21 protein-coding genes are annotated in these 24,829 nt (G+C 30.8%); 6 read left to right on the top strand and 15 right to left on the bottom strand.

Going from position 1 to position 24,829, the window contains the following annotated elements; translation table 11 throughout:
* Positions 1-40 precede the first annotated feature (40 nt).
* The 3 genes from DG435_RS01670 to DG435_RS01660 all read right to left on the bottom strand — a co-directional run bounded on the left by DG435_RS01670 (position 41) and on the right by DG435_RS01660 (position 5,924).
* Entirely contained in the window at positions 41-3,280 is a 3,240-nt protein-coding gene (locus DG435_RS01670; protein ID WP_106794203.1) for a T9SS type B sorting domain-containing protein, read from the bottom strand.
* A 791-nt stretch (positions 3,281-4,071) separates the two neighbouring features.
* Positions 4,072-4,710, bottom strand: a complete 639-nt coding sequence (locus tag DG435_RS01665; protein ID WP_106794204.1) for a hypothetical protein — start codon at positions 4,708-4,710, stop codon at positions 4,072-4,074.
* A 290-nt stretch (positions 4,711-5,000) separates the two neighbouring features.
* Positions 5,001-5,924: an AraC family transcriptional regulator gene (locus tag DG435_RS01660; protein ID WP_159025713.1), complete on the bottom strand. Its 924-nt coding sequence runs from the start codon at positions 5,922-5,924 to the stop codon at positions 5,001-5,003.
* A 115-nt stretch (positions 5,925-6,039) separates the two neighbouring features.
* Here DG435_RS01660 and DG435_RS01655 point away from each other — a divergent pair, with 115 nt between their 5' ends.
* From DG435_RS01655 to DG435_RS01640, 4 genes are all read left to right on the top strand, one after another.
* Entirely contained in the window at positions 6,040-6,501 is a 462-nt protein-coding gene (locus DG435_RS01655) for a cupin domain-containing protein (protein ID WP_106794206.1), read from the top strand.
* A gap of 18 nt (positions 6,502-6,519) precedes the next feature.
* Positions 6,520-7,473: an MBL fold metallo-hydrolase gene (locus DG435_RS01650; protein ID WP_234420901.1), complete on the top strand. Its 954-nt coding sequence runs from the start codon at positions 6,520-6,522 to the stop codon at positions 7,471-7,473.
* A gap of 10 nt (positions 7,474-7,483) precedes the next feature.
* Positions 7,484-8,356: an MBL fold metallo-hydrolase gene (locus DG435_RS01645; RefSeq protein WP_199852724.1), complete on the top strand. Its 873-nt coding sequence runs from the start codon at positions 7,484-7,486 to the stop codon at positions 8,354-8,356.
* A 99-nt stretch (positions 8,357-8,455) separates the two neighbouring features.
* Positions 8,456-9,670 (top strand): multidrug effflux MFS transporter, encoded by a 1,215-nt coding sequence (locus tag DG435_RS01640; protein WP_106794209.1) that lies wholly within the window; start codon positions 8,456-8,458, stop codon positions 9,668-9,670.
* A 383-nt stretch (positions 9,671-10,053) separates the two neighbouring features.
* Here the strand turns inward: DG435_RS01640 and DG435_RS01635 are convergent, their stop codons facing one another.
* From DG435_RS01635 to DG435_RS01610, 6 genes are all read right to left on the bottom strand, one after another.
* On the bottom strand, positions 10,054-10,344 hold the full coding sequence (locus DG435_RS01635; RefSeq protein ID WP_106794210.1) for a type II toxin-antitoxin system RelE/ParE family toxin: 291 nt from the start codon (positions 10,342-10,344) through the stop codon (positions 10,054-10,056).
* The gene (locus DG435_RS01630) at positions 10,331-10,588 is read right to left on the bottom strand and encodes a type II toxin-antitoxin system ParD family antitoxin (protein ID WP_106794211.1); all 258 of its coding nucleotides are present in this window, start codon (positions 10,586-10,588) and stop codon (positions 10,331-10,333) included. Before DG435_RS01630 ends, DG435_RS01635 begins: the two co-directional genes overlap by 14 nt.
* Before the next feature lie 48 nt (positions 10,589-10,636).
* Positions 10,637-10,759, bottom strand: a complete 123-nt coding sequence (locus DG435_RS26005) for a hypothetical protein (RefSeq protein ID WP_255409747.1) — start codon at positions 10,757-10,759, stop codon at positions 10,637-10,639.
* A gap of 298 nt (positions 10,760-11,057) precedes the next feature.
* Positions 11,058-11,774 carry a hypothetical protein gene (locus DG435_RS01625; protein ID WP_106794212.1) on the bottom strand — a complete coding sequence of 239 codons (717 nt, stop codon included), beginning with the start codon at positions 11,772-11,774 and terminating at the stop codon, positions 11,058-11,060.
* 532 nt (positions 11,775-12,306) lie between these two features.
* Positions 12,307-13,956, bottom strand: a complete 1,650-nt coding sequence (locus DG435_RS01615) for a serine hydrolase (RefSeq protein WP_106794214.1) — start codon at positions 13,954-13,956, stop codon at positions 12,307-12,309.
* 69 nt (positions 13,957-14,025) lie between these two features.
* Positions 14,026-14,922: a PD40 domain-containing protein gene (locus DG435_RS01610; RefSeq protein WP_106794215.1), complete on the bottom strand. Its 897-nt coding sequence runs from the start codon at positions 14,920-14,922 to the stop codon at positions 14,026-14,028.
* Between the two features lie 828 nt (positions 14,923-15,750).
* Here DG435_RS01610 and DG435_RS25395 point away from each other — a divergent pair.
* Positions 15,751-16,413: an AraC family transcriptional regulator gene (locus tag DG435_RS25395; RefSeq protein ID WP_159025714.1), complete on the top strand. Its 663-nt coding sequence runs from the start codon at positions 15,751-15,753 to the stop codon at positions 16,411-16,413.
* Positions 16,414-16,625: 212 nt separating this feature from the next.
* The gene (locus DG435_RS01600) at positions 16,626-17,543 is read left to right on the top strand and encodes a LamG-like jellyroll fold domain-containing protein (RefSeq protein WP_106794217.1); all 918 of its coding nucleotides are present in this window, start codon (positions 16,626-16,628) and stop codon (positions 17,541-17,543) included.
* A 136-nt stretch (positions 17,544-17,679) separates the two neighbouring features.
* On the opposite strand, the gene DG435_RS01595 is transcribed toward DG435_RS01600, so the two are convergent.
* The 6 genes from DG435_RS01595 to DG435_RS01570 all read right to left on the bottom strand — a co-directional run bounded on the left by DG435_RS01595 (position 17,680) and on the right by DG435_RS01570 (position 24,660).
* Entirely contained in the window at positions 17,680-19,332 is a 1,653-nt protein-coding gene (locus tag DG435_RS01595) for a S41 family peptidase (protein WP_234387156.1), read from the bottom strand.
* Between the two features lie 31 nt (positions 19,333-19,363).
* Positions 19,364-20,650, bottom strand: a complete 1,287-nt coding sequence (locus DG435_RS01590) for a M20 family metallopeptidase (protein ID WP_106794218.1) — start codon at positions 20,648-20,650, stop codon at positions 19,364-19,366.
* 108 nt (positions 20,651-20,758) lie between these two features.
* On the bottom strand, positions 20,759-21,511 hold the full coding sequence (locus tag DG435_RS01585; protein WP_106794219.1) for a LytTR family DNA-binding domain-containing protein: 753 nt from the start codon (positions 21,509-21,511) through the stop codon (positions 20,759-20,761).
* Positions 21,492-22,583, bottom strand: a complete 1,092-nt coding sequence (locus DG435_RS01580) for a sensor histidine kinase (protein ID WP_106794220.1) — start codon at positions 22,581-22,583, stop codon at positions 21,492-21,494. Before DG435_RS01580 ends, DG435_RS01585 begins: the two co-directional genes overlap by 20 nt.
* Positions 22,584-22,883: 300 nt before the next feature.
* A complete protein-coding gene (locus DG435_RS01575; protein ID WP_234387157.1) occupies positions 22,884-23,531 on the bottom strand; it encodes an alpha/beta hydrolase in 648 nt (215 codons plus the stop codon).
* Positions 23,532-23,745: 214 nt separating this feature from the next.
* Entirely contained in the window at positions 23,746-24,660 is a 915-nt protein-coding gene (locus DG435_RS01570) for a kelch repeat-containing protein (RefSeq protein ID WP_106794222.1), read from the bottom strand.
* Positions 24,661-24,829: the final 169 nt, after the last annotated feature.

Below are 24,829 nucleotides of genomic sequence, written 5' to 3'. Positions count from 1 at the left end.
AAGTTCTATTTTACATAAAAATATACTTAAAGTTTTTCATTCATCTTATAAGGGAAAAATGCCCATTGTATAATTTATTATCTATATTTATTGAAAACCAATATTCAGTTGAAGGCATAAGTCTTCCATTATAAATTCCATCCCAACCAATACTATTTGAATCAATTTCCTTCAATAATTTTCCATATCTATCATAAATACGTATAATCGAATTAGGATATAATTTTATACCCTTAATTTGCCAATAATCATGAATTGAATCTCCATTTGGAGTAAAATATTTTGGATAACCTAGAACAGAAATTATTTCTTCGAGAATTCCACAACCATTTACTTCCCGAACGTATACTGTATAATCACCTCCTTTTAAATAACGGAATATATTACTAGTTTGATAATTAATTCCGTCTATAGAATATTCATAATTTAAGTTAGAATTAATGGTAATTTCTACCGAATTATTATCATTAAGCTCAACTATATTGATATTATAATCGGTTATGGGTTCTACTTCTATTATACTAACATTAACTTGTGAAGTATCTGTCCCACATACTCGATTGTCAATTGTATAAGTATAAATTCCAGCAGTATCTAATAGAGGATTAAATATTCCTGTTCCACTAGATAAACTTGGAGTCCAAACTCCTCCTGTATCGGGAGTTCCATTTAAATTATCAAACAAATTAATTGAGTTACTATTTATACAAACGTTTATACTAATATCTTCACCTGCATTTGGTATTTCATTCACTTTAACATTAACTTTTGAAGTATCTATTTCACAAGCTCCATTAGTAACAGTATAAGTATAAACCCCCGCAACATCTACTAAAGGATCAAATATTCCTGTTCCACTAGACAAACTTGGAGTCCAAACTCCTCCTGTATCGGGAGAGCCATTTAATCTATCGAATAAATTAACTGAGTTGCTATCTATACAAAGTTCTAAACTACCATCCTCACCCGCATTTGGCAATACATTAATTATAATAGTAACTTTGGATGAATCTGTACCACATATTCTACTGGTAACTGTATAGGTATAAACTCCATCAACATCTAATAAAGGATCAAATACCCCTGTTCCACTAGATAAACTTGGAGTCCACACACCTCCAGGATCAGGTACTCCATTTAAATTATCAAATAAGTTAACTGAGTTATTATTTACACAAATCTCTAAAATTCTATCTTCTCCTGCATTTGGAGATTCATTTACGATGACATTTACTTGCGAAGTATCTATTCCACAGGCTCCATTGGTAACTGTATAAATATAAATTCCCGCCAAATCTATTGAGGGGTTTAAAACTCCCGTTCCACTAGATAAACTTGGAGTCCAAACTCCTCCTGTATCTGGAGAGCCATTTAATCTATCGAATAAATTAACAGAACTATCACTTTTACAAATCTCTAAAATACCATCTATACCTGCATTTGGTAATCTATTAATTGTAACATTAACTTCGGAACTATCTATACCACATACTCCATTAGTAACTGTATATGTGTATACTCCTGCTAAATCTATTGAAGGGTTTAAAACTCCCGTTCCACTAGATAAACTTGGAGTCCAAACTCCTCCTGTATCTGGAGAGTCATTTAATCTATCGAATAAATTAACAGAACCACTATTTATACAAATTTCTAAAGCTCCATTTTCTCCAGAATTTAAAAGATTGTTTTGTTGAAAATCAAAAACACTGTCTAAATTATCATCAAGTGGTGCAGTATAACCATCAGGTTCTCCTATAATTAGCCCATTAGTATCCACTGTATCTGGTAATTGCCCAAGTGTTCCATTTTGATCACCATCAGTAAATCCACACTCAATAACATCAAAACATCCATCATTATCACTATCCAAATCTTGATGATCAGGATGACTATCTATATCAGAATCTCTATTTGGATCACCATTTTGTTCTACTGTATCAAGGATTCCATCATTATCATCATCTAAATCATCGTCATCTAAAATACCATCTTTATCAAAATCAGGAATACATTCATCTCTAACTTCCCTTTCACTACTACACTTTGATGGATTATTCCCAAAATAGATAGTCCCTATAACTGTACCATAAGTTAACAAATCGCACAATGCAGAACAATCGGTTAAAGAAGGGTTTCTTCTAACAGAAATAGCTGTAGATCCAGTTATTCCAACACTCATTAAATTACTCAAACCATTTAAATTTGATAATTTATCATTGGCAACAATATTTATACTTCTAATATTGATTAAGCTTAACAATCCGTCTAAATTTTCAAGTTTTGGGTGACTAGTAATACTTAAACCTCCTTCAAGCTTGGTTAAAATACTAAAACCATTTATTGATGTCAGCTTATTATTACTATCAAAAAATAGATTCCCCCAAGAGGGATTAATATCGCCAATAATCTGAAGATTATTGAAGCCATTTATATTTGTTAAACCTGTATGTTTTATTGATAAACCACTTCCTATAGTAGTTAAGCTGTCAAATGAAGGTATTTCTGTCAATACCTGATTACGGTCTATCGAAAAAATGTAGTTGATTTTTTTAAGATCTTTAAACCCAATAATTCTAATCAAGCTTTGATTATTCGAAATTTCAACATTTCTTACTACCTCTTGTAATGAATTGAATCCGTTAATTTCTTCCAACATTCGATTATTTTCGATATTTAGGTTTCCTTTAGTGTGTGATACATTATAGGTAGTTCCAATTTTAATCAAATTATTAAATCCATTCAAAGTTACTATCGAGGCACGCCTAATTAAAAACCATCCTTCAATATTAGCTAAGTTTTCAAATACTGAAATTGATTCAAGATTATAATTTTCACTTATTTGAAAATTCCCTCCCACATGTCTTAAAGAAGTAAAACCTTTAATGGTTTTAAGGTTACTATAATTTTGTGTGATTAAAAAATCCCCCATAACTGTATGCAAATTATTAATTCCCTCAATAGATAAAATGTTATGGCTTTGATCAATTTGAAAATTACCACCAACATATTCTAATGAAGCAAAATTGGATACATCAGAAACATCAGCATAGCTAAATCTTAGCGAGCCTTCAATTCTTTTTATTTTCGAAATTCCTGAAACATCTGTTGCATTACCACCTATCCATACATTCCCATTGATAACCTCACAAGTACTATAGTTTTGAACGAATGCATCTATATCTGCTTGATTATTTAAATATATATCTCCTGCAGGAGGGCATTGAGAATATATTAAATTACATAATAAGTATATAGGAATTAGTAAGTACGTTTTCTTCATTAATATATTTTAATCTTTACAAACGGCAAATATAAATAAGTAATAGTTCCTTTTACTTATACATTTATATAAAGTACATAAAATAAAAGCTCATAACGATATTATTCGATCAATTGTTTATCATAATGAAAAGATTATAATCTGTTTAGAGGATAATAAAATAATATCAATTGATAAGGAATCTGATGAAACTAAAGAAGTACTCAAATCAGACAACTTTATGCAAGATATAATTATATTAAAAAATAGGATCTATGGAGTTATTGCAAAGATAAAAATATAATTGTCTATTCCCATTCCACACACATTCCCCTACTCTCCTACCGTCGAACGGGTAATAAGTGTTCCATTACCTTTTTTTAATAGATTTTTCGTTAGAAAACTTTTAAAATAAACTGTAGAGGAAATAAACTTTGCTTTTACCAAAGCAAAGTTACATAACGCAAGTACATTATAGTACAAATGTATATTGTAGCAAATTGGGCGGATACGTAGTATTTTACATAATTGCAGATATAACGACACCGTTAGGTGTTTTATATCGTCAGCAATTATGTAAAAGCCAATTTGCGACACGCCTGCCACATTCGTAGCTATAATGTAATACTATGTAAAATATCCTAGGATAATTCTATTTCATAGTAATCGTAGCTACTGGGGTCATCATAAAAACAAAAAATAAACTGTTTAAACATTCTGCTCACATTTGTAGCTATAATTTACTCACAAGGTTAATATTTTTTTAGATGAGTTCATGATGTGCTTCGCAGTTGCCATTATGTAAAATAGAATCATAATTTAGTTATTAATCCAAAAACAACATTTGTATCTTCCTTATTTGTAATTTGAGCTTTGTATAAATACGTTCTATCATCTAAAACTTCTATAATCTCAACAGAAATAAGATTACCTTCTTTGTGCTTATCTTTTTCTAAAGGCAATTTTATAGTTTCTAGCTCATATTTGTGATCATCAATCCACTTAATATTATAAACCTGTCTCCCACCTAAACCCCCTTTTTCTATTTGTCGATTCTTTCTTCTTTTCATTATTGTTTCGCTATAAGCAGGGTTTTCATATTTAAACTTGCCCCGATGAAAAACTTTACACTTTGAACGATCTTCCTCTGGAAGTTGGTAGGTTTTATATTCTGAATTCACAAAGTAATAAACAGATTGCCAGCATTCGTTTGTCATCTTCATTGGGTGAATTAACTCGCTCTTTTTAAAATGTTCTAGACAGCCTTGTTTCCAACCTTCATGTTTATAAGTGCTTTTTTTTGGGTTAATTTTTATATCATATTGTTTTCCATTCTCATCTACGCAATAATCAATTACCACTATAGCTACCTTATCAATATCATCAACAAAGGTTTGCGAATAAGAACAAAAGGAAATAATTACAAATACAAGAAAAGGAAGTCTCTTCATATCATTAGTTTCCAGCTAAAGTACTTTTTCTTTTTTTCTTGAAACAAAAGAAACAAAAATTCAAGGTTGTATATAATTTTGGAAACAATTAACGGTTCGTTACGCTATATTTTAGACGGCACAAAATCAAAAGTCTACTAGACTTTTGATTTTGTGAGCGAGCTGACGTGTTGGGGATTTACAACGTTTTGTTTAATCAATAATACTATCATTATCCAGCCGCATCATCTCGCAGCTATACTAATTCCTCAACTGGAGCAATCATTATATCTCGTGTTTTAACCAAAGTTTTATGAGGTCGAGTTTAAATTAAATCTAAACTTATTTGGCGTTAGTCCAGCCATTTGTTTAAAGAATTTAGTAAAGTTAGTAGGTTCAGAAAACCCCATTTCAAAAGCTATTTCAGCTATACTCCTTTTACGTTGTTGAAGCAAACTTTTTGCTATAATTAATTTATGATCTAATAAAACTTGTCTTGCATTTTTACCTGTTGATTTTTTTACAGATTCAGATAAATAGTTTGGGCTAATATTTAATCTTAATGCGTAATCAGCTATTGATACTAATTCAATTCCATCTTTGAATATCTCTTGTTCAAAATGAGCAGCTATCCTATCATAAGAGGTAAAAGCAATTGTATCTGGACTCAAACTCAAAATACGATTAAAACTATGTAGAAGTACATCTAAATATCCCATTATTATTTCTCTGGCATATTTTTCATCATTCACGTATTCTTTATACATGTTTTGAGTTAGGTTATTTGTTATATCCATTTGTGTAGAGGTTAGTATATAATGAGGAAAAGTATAGGAATTAAAAAATCGAAATCTGTTCATAATTTCAAAATCTCCTCGTTCTTTAATCATAAAAGATGGTTTAAAAGCAACAATATAGCCTTCATTTTCCTCAGCTTTCAGTTTATCGTTAAAATCTATAGAAAACACTTGTCCCATAGTCGTAAACATTAAATTATTATCTACACCAACAAATTCATTTGCCCCTATTATTACTTGAGGAGAGTTTGATTCTTTTTTTCCAATAGAAAATTCAAAAAAAGATCTTCTATGTGGCTTTTTATATTTTTCAAGTTCTTTCTTATTCATTGAGTTTATGATGCTCTCTAACTTCATGATTTTAAAATCTTCATACAATGTTTTTGGAGATTTTAAATCACTCGGATAATAACTATTTATATCATTATATACTTCCATAAAACCAAAATAGTGAAAAAGTATCATTTTTACCTAAAAAATGATTGTAATTACCACATGTTAACATAGTAATTTTGTACTCAGATTAATCTAAAAGTAAAAACTCTTAACAATCATGGAGAAAAAAGAAGAGCATACTAACAAGGAAATTGTCATCAAACACTATTCAGAAAGTAAAAAATTTTGGATGGCTGAAAAGGAATATACAGGAGTTATTGTAGGCAAAGAGCAAACAAATTCTGAATATGTTATTAGTGATGGCGTAATTCAACCTGGAGGCTTTATACCTGATCATTATCACAAATGGGAAGATCAAACATTTCATGTAATGGAAGGCAACCTAAAAGCAAAAATTGGAGATGCTTGGTTTGATTTAAAATCTGGTGATTCTGTGCATTGTCCACGAGGTACTTCTCACTATATGAAAAATGAAGGTGATACAACTGCAAAATTAGTAAGCTACATTTTCCCTGGTGATTGGGCTGAAGACTACTTTGAAGAAACCTCAAAACAAAGTCATTCAGATAAAAAAGATTTAAAATTAATTGAAGAAAAGTACGGTGTAGTATACATCTAAAAACAAAATCTGGTAAAAATGAAAAAAATATCAATATTAGCAATCATGGCATTATTTGTAATAATGTCTTCTTGTAAAGGACAAACAAAAGAAGAATTTTCTACGAAAACAGATAACAAAAAGGTAGAAGAAACAGCAAAGAAAGAAGATCGTCATAGTAAAGGAGATGGACTTGGTTTCAATCCTACCGAAGTGCAAGTAACTAAATTATCAGATAATATTTATCAATATTTTCAATTCATGTACAATAGCTTAATCATTATAACCGATGAAGGGGTTATTGTAACCGACCCTGCAAGCAAAGAACGTGCTGCAATGATGCGTAACGAAATTAAAAGACTAACAGACAAACCAGTTACGAAAGTAATTTACTCTCATGATCACTATGACCATACAAGAGGTGGGGCAATCTTTAAAGATGAAGGAGCAAAATTTATCAGTCAAGAAAAAGCTGTTGAATTAATAAGCAGAGACCCTTATGGAGAAGCGATTATACCAGATATTACTTATAAAGATAATATGACCATAAACCTTGACAATGGTTCTACTTTGGATCTATTATATTATGGTCCAAATGATGGTGACGCCATGACAATTTTCCACTTTCCAAAAGAGAAAATATTATTTGCTGTAGACTTTCACTTACCACGTTATGTAAATGAACCATATAGATTAATTGCTCATAATTATGGTGGAATTTTGCAAACTATGAAACGAATCAAAAGAGAACTAGATTTTGATATTGTGGTATCAGGTCATACACCAACTTCTTCTCCTGAATTGTTTGATGAAGATTTGCAATTTGTTGAAGCGCTTTATAGTGCTACTCTAAAAGGCTTGAAAGAAGGCCGAACTACTGAAGAGTTAATGAAGGAAATCAAACTTCCAGAATTTTCTCATTGGAGAGGATACGAAGAAAATTTACCTGGTCATATACAACGCATGTCATATACAATTTGGCACGGAAATTAAAAACATGAAAATGAATCCTTATAAAAAAATATCAATAATATTAGCTTTTGTAGTAGGAACGGTAAATTTTACCGTTTCTGCTCAACAAGCCAAAGTACTTAACCTTGACAAAAATGTACATGCCATTAGTCTAATGGGCTATACAAGCCTTGTAGTAGAAGGAGATAATGAAGTTTTAATTACAGATACTGCAAATCCAGTAAGAGCTAATATTTTAAAAAAAGAGATTGAAAAATTAACTGACAAACCTGTTGGAAAAATTGTATTAACTCATGAGCATTTCGACCATACAGGCGGTACAGAAGTATTTAAAGATGCTGAAATCATTGCTCAAAAAAATGTGAAAAATTTAGACGGTTTAGATCCATTAGATTTATTTCCAGATACTATTGATATTTTATTCGAAAAGCATTTAACTATTAATTTAGGAACTACGGTAGTAGAATTAAAATATTTAGGTGCAGCAGATGGCGCTGCAATAGCAGTTGTTCATTTACCTAAAGAACGTATAGTAGTAACTTCCGATATGTATACTGATGAAGGAATTAATGAAGGTATCTTTTTAAGTCATACTAATTTACTTGGTACTAGATATCTTTTAAAAACAATATTATCGTGGAACTTAAATCACTCGATAAACACCCATTCTTCTAGGACAGATATAACTCATTTAAAAGAAACTGTAGCTTTCTTAGATGACCTATATGAAGCAATAATTTCAAGATTAAAAAAAATGGACAAAAATAATGGTCATGAACTACTAAATGAGGTATTCAGATTAAAGAAGTCTTTAAAGTTGCCAAAGTATAAAGACTGGAAGAACTACAAAGACCTACCTGTTTATATACAAAAAATGGGATATGACATTATCCACGGTGGGTAATTAAACATCAAATAAATATTTTCAATAATTACTATAATGTAATAGCTAGTCCTATTGGTATTACATAAGGCTAGCTATTATTTTTTTTATAAAAATATAATGGAAAAACAACAAAAATCACAATTAGAGTTTATCGTATTAATGGCATCACTAATGTCATTAGTAGCCCTGGCAATAGATGCATTATTACCTGCTCTTGGAATAATTGGTGAAACTATAGGTATCATAAACACAAACAATAATCAATTACTGGTTACAATGATTTTTTTGGGTTTAGGAATAGGACAATTATTATCAGGACCATTATCAGATAGTTTTGGTAGAAAACCAGTAATATACTTCGGATTTGCAATATTTATAATAGCAAGTTTTATATGTACAACAGCACCAAGTTTAGAGGTAATGATATTAGGTAGAATATTACAAGGAGTAGGTCTTTCTGCACCTAGAACTATTAGTGTAGCAATAGTTAGAGATAGTTTTAACGGAGATTATATGGCTAAAATAATGTCTTTTGTAACTGTTATTTTCATTTTAGTTCCAGCAATTGCTCCTGCATTAGGTAAGCTTTTATTAGACTCAATGGGATGGAAATCTATTTTTTATATACAAATTATTGCTTCGATAATAGTGGTAATATGGTTTGCTATTAGGCAAAAAGAAACATTAAAATCAGAAAATAAAGTAACTTTTAGCATAAAGCTATTTACTAATGGTATTAGAGAGTTCTTCAAATACAAACAAGCTGTAGTTAACACCTTAATTCTTGGATTTGTAACAGGTTCGTTTTTAGTTTTTTTATCTACCGCCCAAAAAATATTTGGAGAACAATATGGTATGGTAGATGAATTCCCTTATTTATTTGCTGCAATAGCATTAACGGTTGGTGTATCTACATTTATAAATGGTAGTTACGTTGTAAAGTTTGGAATGAAAAAAATGGTTGCACTATCATCTATATTTTTTACTTTAGTTCCTTTGGTTTATGTACTACTATTCTATAATTCTACTAATCCAAATGTATATATATTACTAAGTTTCTTTGTTTTATTATTTTTTAGTTTTGGTTTTTTATTCGGTAATCTATCTGCTTTATCAATGGAACCTTTAGGACATATTGCGGGTATTGGATCTGCTATAAGTGGCTTCATTTCTACAATTATTGCTGTCCCTATTGCCGCAATTATAGGTAGCTTTATTAAAACTACGGCTATGCCATTATTTATGGGGTTCTTTATTACTGGTCTAATTTCAGTAGCGTTTGTACAATATTGTAAAATTACTAAGCCTTCTTTTTTAGAGAAACCAAAATAATCACAGTTGAATACGATTTATATTGTATACCATTCCACACACATTCCCACTACGCTCCTATTGTCGCTTCGTATAAAAAGTGTTCCATTAACTTTTTTAAAAGAACATTTAGTTAGAAAACTTTTAAATAAAATTTGGAGGTAGTAAAAAAGCCAACGCACCTTCTCGCCCACAATTTCAAAGATTCTCAATCTTTAAAATTATGTCGTACCAAAGCAAAGTGACCCTTCGGTAATACTTCGACAAGCTCAGTGTGATAGCTCAGGGTAATACATAACGCAAGTACATTATGATACAAAAATGTAATTCATAATTCACATTATATAAAATTACTTTAAACTTGAAAAATTATTGTTTTATTGTATTCGGATGTGCGTTATACGCTATAAATTCTTTTCATAATCCATGCTTTGGTTTAATACACGAACAATTAAAATATCAATATCTGTAGCCAAATAAAAAATAGTATGAGATTTATAAGAAAATCGCTTTAATGATAGAATAAATTCTGATGCATCACGCCCGAGATTAGTATTATCGGCTAATATTTGAAACAACGTATGCATTCCTAATAAGTATCCTTTGGCTTGCTTTAATCCAAATGTTTCAATGCCATATTCATACATTTTGGCAAGATCCATCTCTGCCTTTCTTGATACTTTATAAACGCCCATCTGTTCGCATACGTTCTTCGACTTCTTTCATAATATCTGGAACAGATTTATCACTAATACCGCTATCCATGCCCTCAGTTATAGCGGCTTTAAGTACTGAAAACTTTGCTTTTTTAGCTTGGTCACGCCTTACTAAATCACGAAGATACTCACTATCATTTGTGAACTCTCCTGCCTTAATTTGAGATTTTATCCACTTATCTTGTTTCTCTGTAAAGGTGATCGTTTTTCTAATTGTTGACATAATCAAATGTTTAAATAATCATACTATTGGTGTAATGTACAATATTTATTAAATATTCCCAAATTGAGAACTCCTAATCAATACTTCTGTAAGCATTCCCATTCCACACACATTACACTTCCCTCCTACGTCGTCGTGTAAAAAGTATTCCATTACCTTTTTAAGGAACATTTGATAAAGATTTTAAAAAAAAATACGTTAGTTAAACTTTGCTTTACCCAAGCAAAGTAACATCATAATGTAAAACATTATAGTACAAATGTATATTGTAGCAAATTAGCGCATACTGTTACCGACAATTTAAAATGTGGATTGTAATTAATTAAAATGTGGAAAGTTTATTGTGCTACAAAATCACTTTCTTCGTAATTATATAAAAATTTAAAGTTAAAAAAATAGCGGGGTATGTCCCCACTATTTTTTTACACACTTTATGAGATAGTCCTTAATAATTCGAAATTTAACTAAATTAATTTACACATTGCTCTTGATAATTAATGTAAGAGAATGTATATCCTACAATAGCGAATCCACATGCAACAACAGTGACACAAGACAAAAGACCAAAAGTGGCCACTACAAGAGTTACTATAGCACCGAAGCAGGAGTCAACTTTACTAAATATTTCTGGATTATAATAGTTTATTGTTTTAAAGGCATTTGCAATATTATTCTTTTTGGCAAATTCTTCATTATTTAGCTTCAACCTTAAAACTGTATTTTCATAATTTGCTATTGCTGTATTAAAATCAGAATTCTGCATGTCTTTTTTAAACTGGTTTATCAAGTTTATATCATTTTGATTTATCCAGCCTTTTTTTTCAGATATGTTTAATATACGCTCTTGGCTAGAATCTGTTATTTGATGAAAATCATTTGGGAACACAATATCAGTATCATAGTATGAATTAACCATTTTCAATATATTTTCACTTTTTTCTGCTGTACCCATATCACCAACCTCTTTGTCTGATAAAGTATCCAATATATTAGTAATATCAGAGTTCTGTTTTAATGTTTTGAATATCGTATAATCAAAAGAATTTTCAATTTTACTTGATTTGGCACTTTGAAATGTGGTACTTTCATTAGGATCTATAATTGATTTTTCACAAGACACAAATAATATTAATGTAGAAAGAAGTATTGCAAAGTAAGGTTTTCTGAATGATTTTAGAATGTTCATAATTTTAATGTTTTAGAATGTTTGTTAAGATTAATTATTTTAATTTCTGGCTTGTTACCAAAACATCAAAAATGTTACCCATAGAATTTATTTTTTTTATTCAAGATTTAATCCAACTTAGCTATTCAATCTGTTTTCTCTCTCAGAAGATCTTCTTTGCAGGCTCTGCTCTCAGACCTAGGGTCGTTTATTTGAAGTTTTATATTCCAGATAAATTAAATTCTATAATTGAATTTAATTTAATGTTTTTTGCAACGATAAAAAGTAAACAAAAATATAGTTTATGATTTCCACTCCACACACATTCCACTACGCTCCTACTACTTTGGCAACATTTCGACAAGCTCAGTGTGACAGTTCAGGGTAATACATAACGCAAGTACATTATAGGACACATAACAATATCTAAGAAAGTCCACCGGACTTTCTTAGATATTGTTGGCAAGATGATGCGTTGGCAAACGTTATGTATTGTGGCTAATACGTGCCAGCGTATAATATCGATAGATATTTTATGTCAAAGCCGTTGGTTTTATTGTTTTTCTAGTATTGCAGGTAATACATAATCAGTCATCATTTTATTAACATTGATTTGATTACCTGGTTTACCATATGCCGAGGCAGTGATAACCACAACAAAAGGAATGTCTTTAAAAACAAGGATCTTATTACCCCCGTTGCCCGCGGAAAAAAAAACTTCGTAGTTTTTCCCATCTACCTTATATATATTATTAAAAAAAAGGTACCCATAATATCCATCTTCTCCTGCATCTGCATAGGCTCTGGATACTTGTTTGGTTAAGCTTTTCTCTACCCATTCTTCAGTGAGGATTTGTTTGCCATTCCACTTGCCTTTGTTTTTATACAATTGTCCATATTTTGCAAAATCAATAGCGCGTAGTTGTATTCCTCCACCTGTATATGCAATATTTTGAGGGGTATAAAACCACTTATAATTGGTAATACCTAAGGGGGCAAATAATTTTTTATCGGCATAAGAAACTAGTCCGTTTGGAACTGATTTATGAATGATATCCCCTAGCAAACCAGAACCAGCAGTAAAGTAATTATAATCCTTACCTATTACTTTATTTTTATGCATAGGTAAATCTAAAGTAAATTTCACCCAGTTATCAGTAGATTGCATTTTAAATTCAGTCCCTGGACTGTCCTCGTCATTATCATTACCAAGAAATCCAGAACTCATGGTTAATAGTGATTTTAGAGTTACAGAATCTTTTTTGGAACTATAATTTTTATAGGATTTTAAATCATAAAAACCTTTTAATAAAGCATCTTCATTTTTTATAAATTTGTCTTCAATGGCAATGCCCATTATTGTAGAGGCAAATGATTTCCCTACCGACATAGGGTTGTGTAAACTATCTCTTGTTGCTCCATTAAAATATTCCTCTATTAAGAGTTTACCATCTTTTATCACCACAATTCCATTAATATCTTCAAATCTACCTTCTGCTATTTTTCTATTTAGAGTTTCAATTTTATTGTTGTCAAAATTAGCTTTAGAAATTTCCCAACCACTATTAGGTTGTATTTTCTGAACAGGAACTAAATTTTCATCTATATGTATTTTAGGCACTTCTACAGCGATATTTCCTTTTGCCAAAAGAGGGCCAACTTTTAATGTACCATCCCTTAAATACGGCTTTATTTCTATGCTTAACGTGTGATTTCCTTCGGTAAACGCATCTAGCCCACCATTAATTTTCATAAATCGTTGCCACATAAACCAGCCCCAAAAATTAATTTGTTCTGGTGTTACTAGTGGTATTACTTGCCTAAGTTTTTCTGTTTTACGTGTTTTTGGCCCTGCTCCAGTGTTTAAGTTTTCCACATAAATTAATTTTCCATCTACTAAATATGAAAATTGAAAATTTCCTTTGCTTAATAATTCATCTTCAGATAAGGTTGGGGCTAATTCTTGAAGACTTTGTATCAATGGTTTATTTAAGTTGAAAACAATACTAAGGTAGTTGTCGTTATGTAAATTGAAGTTTTTTGAATATTCTTCTGAGGAAATTTTAGCTTTTGTAAAGTCTACTGTTGAAAAATACAAGTTCTCTATTTCGTTTGAATTTGCATTATTTGATTTTGACTGACTATTATTCTTGCATGATATTAATAGACATACGATAAGTATTAAAAAATAATTCGATTTCATAATTGTGATTTAATTTGATTTGATGAAAATTGTTGTTTTAAAATAGAATGAAATTAGTATCAGTGACATTTATTTTAGTCTCTTATAACGCTCTAATATTTTTGCATCTACCCAGTAAATATCTTGATTACTTGTATAAAAGAGATATTTTCCGTCTTTGCTTACAAACGGACATAGTTCATGATTTTTAGTGTTTATGAGTTCACCCATATTGACAGATTTAGACCAAGTTCCATCGTCGGTATTTTTGAAACTGATGTACAAATCGCCTCTGCCTAGACCATCTTGTCGTGTGCCACAAAAAATAATATAAGATTCATCCGGGGCAATGAAAACATCTGCTTCATAATCTGGGGTATTAATTGAATCACTTAATGGAACTGGCTTTTGAAATTCTCCTTTCACATATTTTGAAGCATAGATGTCGAAGTTAGATCCAATTTTGTTTGATGAAAAATACATAGTATCATCGTTGGTAAATGAAATGTAATATTCATTTGCGTTTGAGTTGATATTTGGTCCTGCATTTATAGGCTCCGACCATCCATTAACAGATCTTTCAACATACCAGATGTCATAATCTTTTGGATCCCCTAAACCATTTAAAGTTCTTTTAGATATAAAGTACAATCTATTCTCATCAGGTGAAAGAAAAGGATCATTATAACCATATTCCTTATGCGTTAATAATACTTCGGGGTTGCTCCAGTTTTCTCCAACAAGTTTAGAATATCGAATTTCTTCTTTTCCATTGATAGCAACTCCATAGAAGAATTCAGTAGCATCATTATTAAAGACTGACCCAAACTCGTACTCATCCTCTTTAGAAATAATATCGGGTGCAAAAATTTGAGGAGTGGTTGATGGTGGTTTTTGTTTTAGATATTTGAGTTTTTCATTTACCTGGCTTAAACAACTTGTTGTTGATAGAATTACTAATGCTAAATATATAATTTTCGATCTCATCCTTTTTAATATTTTTTTTAATCTTTTAGTTCTTCTATAGCCGGAATAATAAACTCATTTATAATTTCATCAGTATAAAAATGAGCATCTCTATTACTATAGTTAGTTGTAGTAATAACAACAGACATATTTAATTCGGGACATGCTAAAACTTTATTTCCTACATTAATTTTTGTAAAGAAAACTTTTTTTTATCATCAGATGTAACTATTGTCGTTATTAGATGTCCTAAACTATAGTATCAGACTATTTTTTTAGTCCATACATAAATAAAGATCAAATTCTAATTAAATGAAATGATAAAAAATATCAAACTTATTTTTTTGTTAGATTAAAATATGACAATATTAAAATTTTGAGTGGATGAGTATATCGCTATATGAGCTTTTTCTAATATTGATTATTGGTCAGTGTATTTTTTTGATTTTTGCCATTCAGTATATTCCTAAAAAGCATACAGGAGCAAACAGGACTCTACAGTACTTATTGGCTATTTATAGCCTTTTTTTATTCGAAAGGGCTTTAGGCGATGAATTTGAAAGAGACTTTTTGAGGCTATATGGTAATATCATTAATACTTTTTATCTCTTCATTGGGCCTTTAGTTTATACTTATATTAGGCGGTTACTTTTTTATAAAAATGGAAACTACCAGTTAACATATTATCACTATTTACCAGCACTATTGTATGTAGTATACTGTTTTTATCATATTTACATTTATCATTCAATAAAAGATTCTAGCAGCTATTTTATCACTCTTTTGTTTTATAACGACGTCATGTTTTTTGTTTTTATCTCGGCTTATTTATTCAAATCTAATAGACTATTGAATTACTATAAGAAAAATGAAGAACAGGAACTAGCCTTTAATCAAACCATTATAAAGTATATAAAGATCATGCTCATTTGCTTGTTGGTTTATATGATTTTTTGGTTGTTGGGCATTGTTGAACGCTTTGTTGTTAAATTACCTATCGATATTAGAATGATCTGGGATATATCATGTTTAATTTTTGGAATACAAATTTATATAGTAGGTTTTTATAATTTAAAACATCCTGAAGTATTTAAAATTAGATTTCCATCTAATAATGAAAATGAATCTAAAAAAAAGAGTGGGCTTAACGAAAAAGAAATAAATGAGATTCAAAATCTAATTGACACCTTCTTAGAAGAAAAGAAAGGATATAGACGACCAGAATTGAGTTTATCAATTCTAGCTAATGAAATTAATACTACAACTAATAAATTGTCGTGGGTTCTAAACAATATCTACAAAAAAACTTTTTATGAACTGGTTAATGAATATAGAGTTGAAGATTTTTTACAAAGAATCGAAGAAAATGATCATAAAGAGTTTACAGTAGTATCTATAGCATTTGATGTTGGGTTTAATTCTAAATCTACTTTTTATAAGGCATTCAAAGAAATAACAAATTTTACTCCTACAGAATATATTAGAAAGGTTGAGAACTTGCAAAGACAATGAGTATTAATAAATATCATCCCACAATTTCAAAGATTCTTAATCTTCAAAATTATCTAGTACCAAAGCAAAGTGACCCATCGACAACACTTCGATAAGCTCAGGGTAATACATAACGCAAGTACACTATAGTACATGTATTTATTGAGAGAAATATACACTAGCTAAGTTTTAATTAGTATTTTTGATTTGTTTCATCTATAGTCCTTTAAGTTATGTCTATTACATCAATAAGAAGAATATTTGTATTTATCATTACAATTTTCGCTGTTACCATATATTCTTGTAAACAGGAAAAAAAATCTAAAGAAACAACTGTTACAAATCATAGTAACGCTAATTTAAAAGAAGCACTAACCTTTTATGCTTCTTTTGATAAAGGAGTTGATGCAGATTTTTCATTAGGGGATACACGTATGTTTACAGTACCAAATAGAAAAGCAACAGATTCTGCAAAGGTTGGATTACACAAACCTGATATTAGCAGGCAAGAAGGAAAAGGAAAGTATGGTTATGGATTAGTGTTTACAGAGCGTAGCAAAGGAAATATTTATTATCTTAGTGAGAAAAATGTAGCCTATAATAAAGAAAATTGGAGTGGCGCAGTTTCATTTTGGTTAAGTTTAGATCCTGCTACCGATTTAAAACCCGGCTATTGTGATCCTATTCAAATTACAGATGTAAGTTATAATGATGCTGCTATTTGGGTTGATTTTACCAAAGAAAATCCTCGTGATTTTCGATTAGGAGTTATTGGAGATCGAAACGTATGGAATCCAAACCCCGAAGGACCTGATAACGAGAATCCCATTTTTAATAAACGTCTAACTGGAGTAAAAAATCCCCCTTTTGGTAGTGATCAATGGACACATATTTTGATTAATTTTTCTAATCTAAATACTAATAATGGACAGGCGTCTCTGTACATGAATGGTAAGCTCAAGGGTACTCGTAAGAATATTGATACGCCTTTTACTTGGGATTTGTCTAAATCTAATATTTATTTAGGATTAGGATATATTGGACTTATGGACGAATTATCTATTTTCAATAGAAATTTAACAGATAAAGAAATCACAACACTATATGAGTTAGAAAATGGCGTACATACTATTTTAGAAATAAAGAAATGACACCGTATACAGAAAGTCTTATGGGCTTTCAATATTGCTGGCACATTGGTGAAATTAAAATGCCTGTTATGGCATTTTAATTTTTACACACAATTTTTGACCGCTCTGCTCTGATCAAACCTTTATTTAATTTTTATTAATTCGTTATTTGCAAAAGTATTTCTTTAGCACTCTTCCCTATTTCTCCATCAGAATCCATAGAAATAGCCTTTTTGAGTACTTCTTTTGCTTTTTGAGTTTCTCCCGTTGCAATGTAAGATTCCCCTAGATATTTATGCGCGTTTGCTGAATTTGGAAATAACCCTAAAACCATAGAAAATACTTGGATGGAAGCCTGAATTTGAGGTACACGACCACTTTGTAATAAAATGTTTCCTAATTTAATTAATTCCATCTCAAAATCACAAAACGCATAAAGTGGGTCTTGAATCATTTTAGGAAGTTCTTCAGCCAGTTTTTGTGTTTGTCCAGATAAATACAAGCTTACGATATAATCCATTGGCTTAGGTTTAAAATCCTGTGCGTTAAAAGTTAATGCTGCATCTAATACAGGGTCTTGATTGTTAGCATACTCATTAAAACTCATGGTAACGGGAATACTAGGAGCGATCCATTCTGCATTTTCCAAAGCCGGCTTGTCTTGCCACCATAAATATGATAAAGAAATATCAATAGTACTGTTAGGCAACTTTACAGGTCGGTTATCACCCCAAAAATTGACATTTTCTGCTGTGGGCTCTCCTACAAAAATAACATTGGTATAATTGTCTATTTCATTAACGAGGTTTTGGCACGCAGAAAAGGTTCGTTTTCCTACTATAACAAATAACCTTCCTGTTTTATTTATCTTTTCAGCTTTAATAAGACCCTTTATAACATCTTTATTTAAATAATTATTCCCACCACCATTTAAGCGTAAATCAATAATTAATTTCTCGGTATCATTAGTGTCTATTTCATTAAAAACACGGGCATAAAAATCCTTGGTACTTTCTTCGGCTTCATCTTTAATTCTACTATGTCTAACATACATCACTTTTTCTTTGGCTAAGTACTCTGAGAAGTAAACCTTATCTAGGTGTTGTAAATACAAAGGTGTTTTTGATTGATCTCTTGCATCTAACCAATTTTCATTTTGATGCACATAACCACGGTGTGTAGGCACACGTTCTCCTTTAGGCAATGCAATAAAGGATTGTATAAATACTTTTCCGTCTTTTTCTAGAGTAAGTGTTACCTTATTTTGAAGTGTTTTTGTTAGTTTCTGGGCATGTAAGATTTCAGGATATCGTATATTATTAATTCCGTAAGCTTTAAAATATTGTGAATTCTCCACTTCTACTGTTGGTTCAATTGCTTTAAGGACCTCTGCAATTGGCTTCCCTTCTATTGCTATGACTTTTGCTCCCACTGCTTCTGGGTAGTCCTTATGCGTTCCCTGAATATAAATTCCATCATTAAATTCATATAAATTGAAAGGTAATTGTGAAAATTCAAAAGGCTTTTGATGAAAACTAACATAGGTATGTCCATATTTGAATAACGACACAAGTCGAGAAAATCCAACAATGATTTCGTGTTCTTGTAAATTCGGAATGTCCCTGTACAGTGTTTCCACTTCGGTATTAAAATCTTCTTTTGTAGTTTTTACAAAAAGAAACGAATAGTCTTTATGTATCGTATTTTGTAAAAAACGAAGGTCTTCCTGCCATTGAGTAGCACTTATAGTTTCTTGTGCTGATAATTGAAAAAACAGCAATATATTTAGTATAAAAAGTATTTTTTTCATAATGTTTTATTTAGGTTGGGTTTTTATAAGTTTATTTACTGTTAGCTCGCTCAAAGATTAATGAAGCAAAAGATTGTACACCATATTTTATGGTTGTTTCGTCCACAGCAAAGTTGGGTGTATGCGGCATAGAATTGATACCTTTTTCAATGTTAGATCCTCCTAAGAAAAAGAATACTCCTGGTACTTTTTGCTGATAGTATAAAAAATCTTCGCCAAAATATGGAGCTTGGCCGTACAGTGGGATAAACATTTCTTTGTTATAAAAACTGGAAATTGTTTGTGATGCGATTTTTGTAAGTTCAGGGTCATTTATAGGAGTTCCTGAATAATCCTTTGAATATTCAATGGAGATAAAAGCATCTTTAAATTTAGAATTTAGGATTTGTTTTTTTATTTCAGAAGGTGTGCTATTTACTTTGTTTACATCAGTTTCAAGAAAACTAGCATTATAAAAAGTAACCCCCTTATCTGTATTGAGTCTTCCCCCCTGTAAAATAAAGTAGTCTTTAAAAATTGTTTCTTTGTTTGTCAATCCAATTTTTGGGTCTGAAATCTTATTTATGATGTCCCATGGTGAACCAACTTGTTCAATATTTCGAACAAAACTTTTTAGAAGCGTATTCATAAAGTTTTCTAACTCTTTTTCATTGGCACTAGGCTTGAATTTTATCTTAAGTGTTTTCATGTAAGCAAATAACTCATTAGCCTTAACATTAATCACTCCTGATGCTTCTGGACCTATATGTAATCCATAAATTTCATCTGGTTTAATGATATCAAAAAGGCCATCTGCAATCATATCTTTTGCACCTGTAAAAGTTTCTTCTGCTGGCTGAAAAATAAAGTAAACGGTACCTTCTAGGTTTTCTTTTTGCTGTGATAAAACAGTAGCAATTCCTAAAGCTATTGTGGTATGAACATCATGACCACAAATATGTCTTACTCCTTTATTTTTAGAGGTAAAGTTAACGACATCGGGTTCATCTGTTTTTATGGCATCCATATCCGCTCTCCAGGCAATATTTCGTCCTTCTTTTCCACCTTTAAGAATTCCTACAACTCCATGTCCTCCTATATTGGTTTTTACTTCTAAACCTAACTTTCTTAAATATTCTGCAACAATTTTAGAGGTTCTTTTTTCTTGCTTCGATATTTCAGGGTTCACATGTAAATCCCTTCTAATTTCAACTAAACTACTATAGATAGCATCAGTTTGTTTTTCTATTTGTTGATAATTGCTGGTACTTTTACCTGATTGAGCAGAAAGTATTCCTGTAGTTACTATTAGAAGTATGGCTATAAGTTGTGTTTTCATGATATAATTTTGTTTGTTATTATATCACAAAGATGGTCTTATTATGTTGCTGGAAATAGAGCTTTTTGTTGAAGTATCGTATTTGATATTTGAAACGTCACAGGAGCTTTATTTGTTCATCCATTCCTTAAAATCACTGGTCTTTTGTCTACTTACAATGAATTCTTGATCTCGAGGATTAGAGATAGATAATTTTACACGATGATTAAAATAAGTGTCTATTTTCTGAATTGAAATTTTGGAGATAATCTGCCCTCTATTAATTCTATAAAACTTAGTAGCATCTAATGAATCAAATAATTGATCCATAGTCTCATCTATAATGTAGCGTTTATTATGAGTCACTCCAAAAGTAATACTATCTTGAGAATAGACATATAATAACTCTGAAGTTCTAATTTGAACAAACCCACTACCTTCTTTAACCAATATACCAGATCGCTTATGAGGAGTTTGCATACTGTTAAGGAGCTCTTTTAGTATTGTCGGTTCTATAGCATTTGATTTATTAGATTTTACGAATTTATTTAATGCCGTATCTAATTCATTCTGTTGAATAGGCTTTAATAGATAATCTATACTATTTACTTTAAATGCTTGAATCGCGTATTGATCAAAAGCGGTTGTGAAAATAATTGGAGCCTCTATTTCTACTTTCTGAAAAATCTCAAAACTTAAACCATCAGCTAATTGAATATCCATAAATACTAGATCTGGTGTAGTATTTTTTTTAAACCATAATACAGCATCTTCAACACTATCAATAATATCCAATAATTGAAAATCAAGAATACTCTTATTTAGTAGATTTTGTAGTTGATTTGCGGCACGTGGTTCATCTTCAATGATTAGTATTTGCATAATTTTTCTTTTGATCGGATAATTTTAATAAGGGTAAAGAAACGGTAAATTGAATTCCATCATTTTTGATTTCAGGGAGCTTATTAGTAATTAATGCATATCGCTGTTCAATATTTTTTAACCCAATTTTTGTGGATGGTATTTGAGTTGATTTCGTTTGGATTTTATTAGTTACAACTAAGTAATCATCCTTAGTTTCTACATTTATGATTAAAGGTTTCGCTCTAGAAACTATATTGTGCTTTATTGCATTTTCTAGTAAAAGTTGTAAACTCATAGGAACTATCATTACTAAGAGTTTATCTTCAGGAATATTCCAATTCACTTTCAGGTTATCTCCAAATCTTTCTGATTGAATATGAATATAGGCTTTAGCAAATTTCAACTCTTTTTCTAAGGAAATTAAATTTGAATTACCAGACTCGATAATAAAACGGTATACATCAGATAGGTTATCAACAAATCCTTTTGCATCTTCTTTAGAATCTTGATCAATAATATCTCGTAATGTATTTAAACTATTGAATAAAAAATGTGGTTGTGCTTGATTTCTTAACGTATCTAATTGTGCCTGAATCATTACTTGTTTAGTTTGTTCTTCGGCTCTAATGGATGTTTTTAACCTCACATAATAATACATAGCTTCGTATATCGCCATAATCATTATGGTTACTAAGGTAACCGGTAGCAACACTTTCAACTGTGTGAAATAATTTGCATTTTTACCCAAAAGACGATATACATACTCAATCAAATGCCCGCCTACATAATCAACAACGAGTATAGTAGTGACAATGGCTAAGAAAAAAATGACTATACGCTTTACATCGTCACGAAAATCAGGATATTTTTTACGTAAAAAGATTAAAATCCTTCGTATAATTAGCCAATCGCAAATGGTTACTATTAAAGAAGCTCCCCAACTATAAAAAGCTAATGCTAGAGGATAACTCTGAAAAGAATTATTAAAGATATAATCCGTACTAAGACTTAAAATCAAAATACCAACAACCGAAAACCACACATCATTAAATCCTAAATATTGTATACGTTTCGTTTTGTTAAATAACATAGTGATTTATAAGCTTATTAATGATATTCCTTGTTTTGCTTGATATAATACAAATCCAATCCATGATGTGTATACTAATCTGAAAAAGGCTACAGTACTAATCTGATTTCAATTAGTAGTTTTCCTTTTCTTGGATAGCATGAATACGAATAACGGAATTATTTGGATGGCATGCAAAACAAAAAAATGAACTGTTGTAACAGTTCAAATATCTTAAAATTGACAAAAAAATGGAATCAAAATGTTTTGAAATGTCGTAATATGTTTCTGAATTGTTATTGTTTTAGGTATAACCCTATTTTATACACATTCCCTGGCATACTCACCCAATTCTTTTTCCAGAGTGCCATTTGAAACGAAAACGTTGGCATTTAATCCTTTGCGTTTTATTTCTGCATGTGATCCAAGCTTAGAAAGATAGGGAATATCTCCCCGTAGTGCTGGGCTCCCAAGAATATAGTTTTTAAAGGTGTCCGGTTGTGTTAATAGTATGTAAGCACCAAATAAACCACCAAGAGAATATCCGAAATAAGTGCGGTTAGCAGTATCAGTTTGATAATTGTTTTCAACATACTTAATCACATCGTTACGAATGAAATCCAGATGATTGCTGGCCTCCCAAAATTGGTATTTAGCTTGATTTTCTGGGTTACTTGACTTCCTTATGGAGTAATCTCGATATCTACTTGCTTGTGCCCCTTCTTCCTTTTTTAAATTTTCATTGATATCCTTTTGCCATGAAATCCCAACCAAAATGGCGTTCTCCATCAGATACTCTGTGGAGCCAGATAATATTTCTATGTGAAACATTGCATCAGTAAAATAAAGCGCAGGGTATTGTATCTTATTATTTTTTGAATACCCTACAGCTAGTTTAATATACAGTTCATATTGCCTCCCAGTCTTAGCCTCTTTGATGGGAATTACCTGTATTCGAGGCAATTCCAAATAAGAGTTTTCTACCCTTTGTGTATCATTTTTTTCAATATTCTTTTGAGCAAAGGCAGTAACCCAATATCTTTTACTTACCCAATCTTTATAAAAATCATCATTATCGTATACTGCACCCCATTAATAACTGCTATATTTCAAATTCTTTTTTTTAATTGATCATCAAAATTTCATCTATTTTTTAACAGAGTTCTTTGTCAGTTGCTGGCTCCTAATCGACCAATGCTCCTTCATATACAGTATCATATTTGTTAAAATCAGTATCATTCCCTCCAATCATATAAATCTTACCATTGAGTGTAGTAATACCCCCTATCTGTATTGGTTTGGGTAAATTGGTTGATTTAATCCATGTATCGTTTGTTGTATCATAAATATATACACTTGAAACGGCTTTTTCGTCTTTGTTTTGCCCACCGGGAAAAATAATTTTATCATTTATTACCGCACTACCAAGCAAAATAGAAATCCAAACTGGGCAATTCTTTTTCGTTTCCCATGTATCAGAAAGCGTATCATACTTCCATAAAACATCACCACAAAGCACATAAATATTGTTCCCGACAGCAGAAATTATTGAATCCCCACAAGGCGTAGGTAGAGGAGATAAGGTTTGCCATGAATTTGATTTTGGATTATAAACTTCGTTCTTTTCGGTTTTTACGATTTTATTTGTCATGCTAGACTTAGCTATTCCACCCATAACATAGATTTTATCATTAACTACGCATGAAGTGTTGTGTTGTCTTCCTGTTGGCATTGGCGCCAATACATTCCACGTGTTGTTTAAAGGATTATAGGCTTCTAGTCTGTCTAGAGGTTTTCCTGCTCCTCCTGCTCCTCCAATAGCATAAATTAATCCATCTATTTCTACTAAATTTACATTCCATCCCCGAGTAATCATATTTGTTGTTTTCTTCCATGTATCCTCAACGACATTATATTCATAAACTCCTGAAATTTTAGAATGTGCCTCCATAAAATAGATATTATTATTGCAGCTTACTGCTGCTCCTCTCATAGGTTGTGGAAGCTTTGCTTTTTCCTTCCATTCTATTTTTTGAGCATATACTCCTGAAAAAATAAATCCTATTAGTAGAAATACAATAATCCTTCTTTTTTTCATTGTTTACTTATTTGTGTTTGCAATTTATAATTCCAACCCACCAGCTGGTATCTGCGCTTCGTCTGGCCCAAAGCAATGCTTTGTCCTACTAAAAAGGTCTACTTCCAGCAACATCAACAGGCACTTCATTCAAAAGATAAATCGTTACCTTTTTTAATCTGTCCTCTAT

The organism is Aquimarina sp. Aq78, assembly GCF_900299525.1.
Taxonomy (GTDB): Bacteria; Bacteroidota; Bacteroidia; order Flavobacteriales; family Flavobacteriaceae; genus Aquimarina.
This window is presented reverse-complemented; position numbering and strand designations above follow the sequence as displayed.

What these genes read in the sequence shown, in the direction of transcription:
- DG435_RS01615 (WP_106794214.1), bottom strand. Translation starts at nt 13,956, where the DNA reads ATGAAATCGAATTATTTTTTAATACTTATCGTATGTCTATTAATATCA.
- DG435_RS01570 (WP_106794222.1), bottom strand. Translation starts at nt 24,660, where the DNA reads ATGAAAAAAAGAAGGATTATTGTATTTCTACTAATAGGATTTATTTTT.
- DG435_RS01590 (WP_106794218.1), bottom strand. Translation starts at nt 20,650, where the DNA reads ATGAAAACACAACTTATAGCCATACTTCTAATAGTAACTACAGGAATA.
- DG435_RS01600 (WP_106794217.1), top strand. Translation starts at nt 16,626, where the DNA reads ATGTCTATTACATCAATAAGAAGAATATTTGTATTTATCATTACAATT.
- DG435_RS01630 (WP_106794211.1), bottom strand. Translation starts at nt 10,588, where the DNA reads ATGTCAACAATTAGAAAAACGATCACCTTTACAGAGAAACAAGATAAG.
- DG435_RS01670 (WP_106794203.1), bottom strand. Translation starts at nt 3,280, where the DNA reads ATGAAGAAAACGTACTTACTAATTCCTATATACTTATTATGTAATTTA.
- DG435_RS01665 (WP_106794204.1), bottom strand. Translation starts at nt 4,710, where the DNA reads ATGAAGAGACTTCCTTTTCTTGTATTTGTAATTATTTCCTTTTGTTCT.
- DG435_RS01595 (WP_234387156.1), bottom strand. Translation starts at nt 19,332, where the DNA reads ATGAAAAAAATACTTTTTATACTAAATATATTGCTGTTTTTTCAATTA.
- DG435_RS01635 (WP_106794210.1), bottom strand. Translation starts at nt 10,344, where the DNA reads ATGGGCGTTTATAAAGTATCAAGAAAGGCAGAGATGGATCTTGCCAAA.
- DG435_RS01640 (WP_106794209.1), top strand. Translation starts at nt 8,456, where the DNA reads ATGGAAAAACAACAAAAATCACAATTAGAGTTTATCGTATTAATGGCA.
- DG435_RS01645 (WP_199852724.1), top strand. Translation starts at nt 7,484, where the DNA reads ATGAATCCTTATAAAAAAATATCAATAATATTAGCTTTTGTAGTAGGA.
- DG435_RS01655 (WP_106794206.1), top strand. Translation starts at nt 6,040, where the DNA reads ATGGAGAAAAAAGAAGAGCATACTAACAAGGAAATTGTCATCAAACAC.
- DG435_RS01625 (WP_106794212.1), bottom strand. Translation starts at nt 11,774, where the DNA reads ATGAACATTCTAAAATCATTCAGAAAACCTTACTTTGCAATACTTCTT.
- DG435_RS01610 (WP_106794215.1), bottom strand. Translation starts at nt 14,922, where the DNA reads ATGAGATCGAAAATTATATATTTAGCATTAGTAATTCTATCAACAACA.
- DG435_RS01660 (WP_159025713.1), bottom strand. Translation starts at nt 5,924, where the DNA reads ATGGAAGTATATAATGATATAAATAGTTATTATCCGAGTGATTTAAAA.
- DG435_RS26005 (WP_255409747.1), bottom strand. Translation starts at nt 10,759, where the DNA reads ATGTTCCTTAAAAAGGTAATGGAATACTTTTTACACGACGACGTAGGA.
- DG435_RS01650 (WP_234420901.1), top strand. Translation starts at nt 6,520, where the DNA reads ATGAAAAAAATATCAATATTAGCAATCATGGCATTATTTGTAATAATG.
- DG435_RS01580 (WP_106794220.1), bottom strand. Translation starts at nt 22,583, where the DNA reads ATGTTATTTAACAAAACGAAACGTATACAATATTTAGGATTTAATGAT.
- DG435_RS01585 (WP_106794219.1), bottom strand. Translation starts at nt 21,511, where the DNA reads ATGCAAATACTAATCATTGAAGATGAACCACGTGCCGCAAATCAACTA.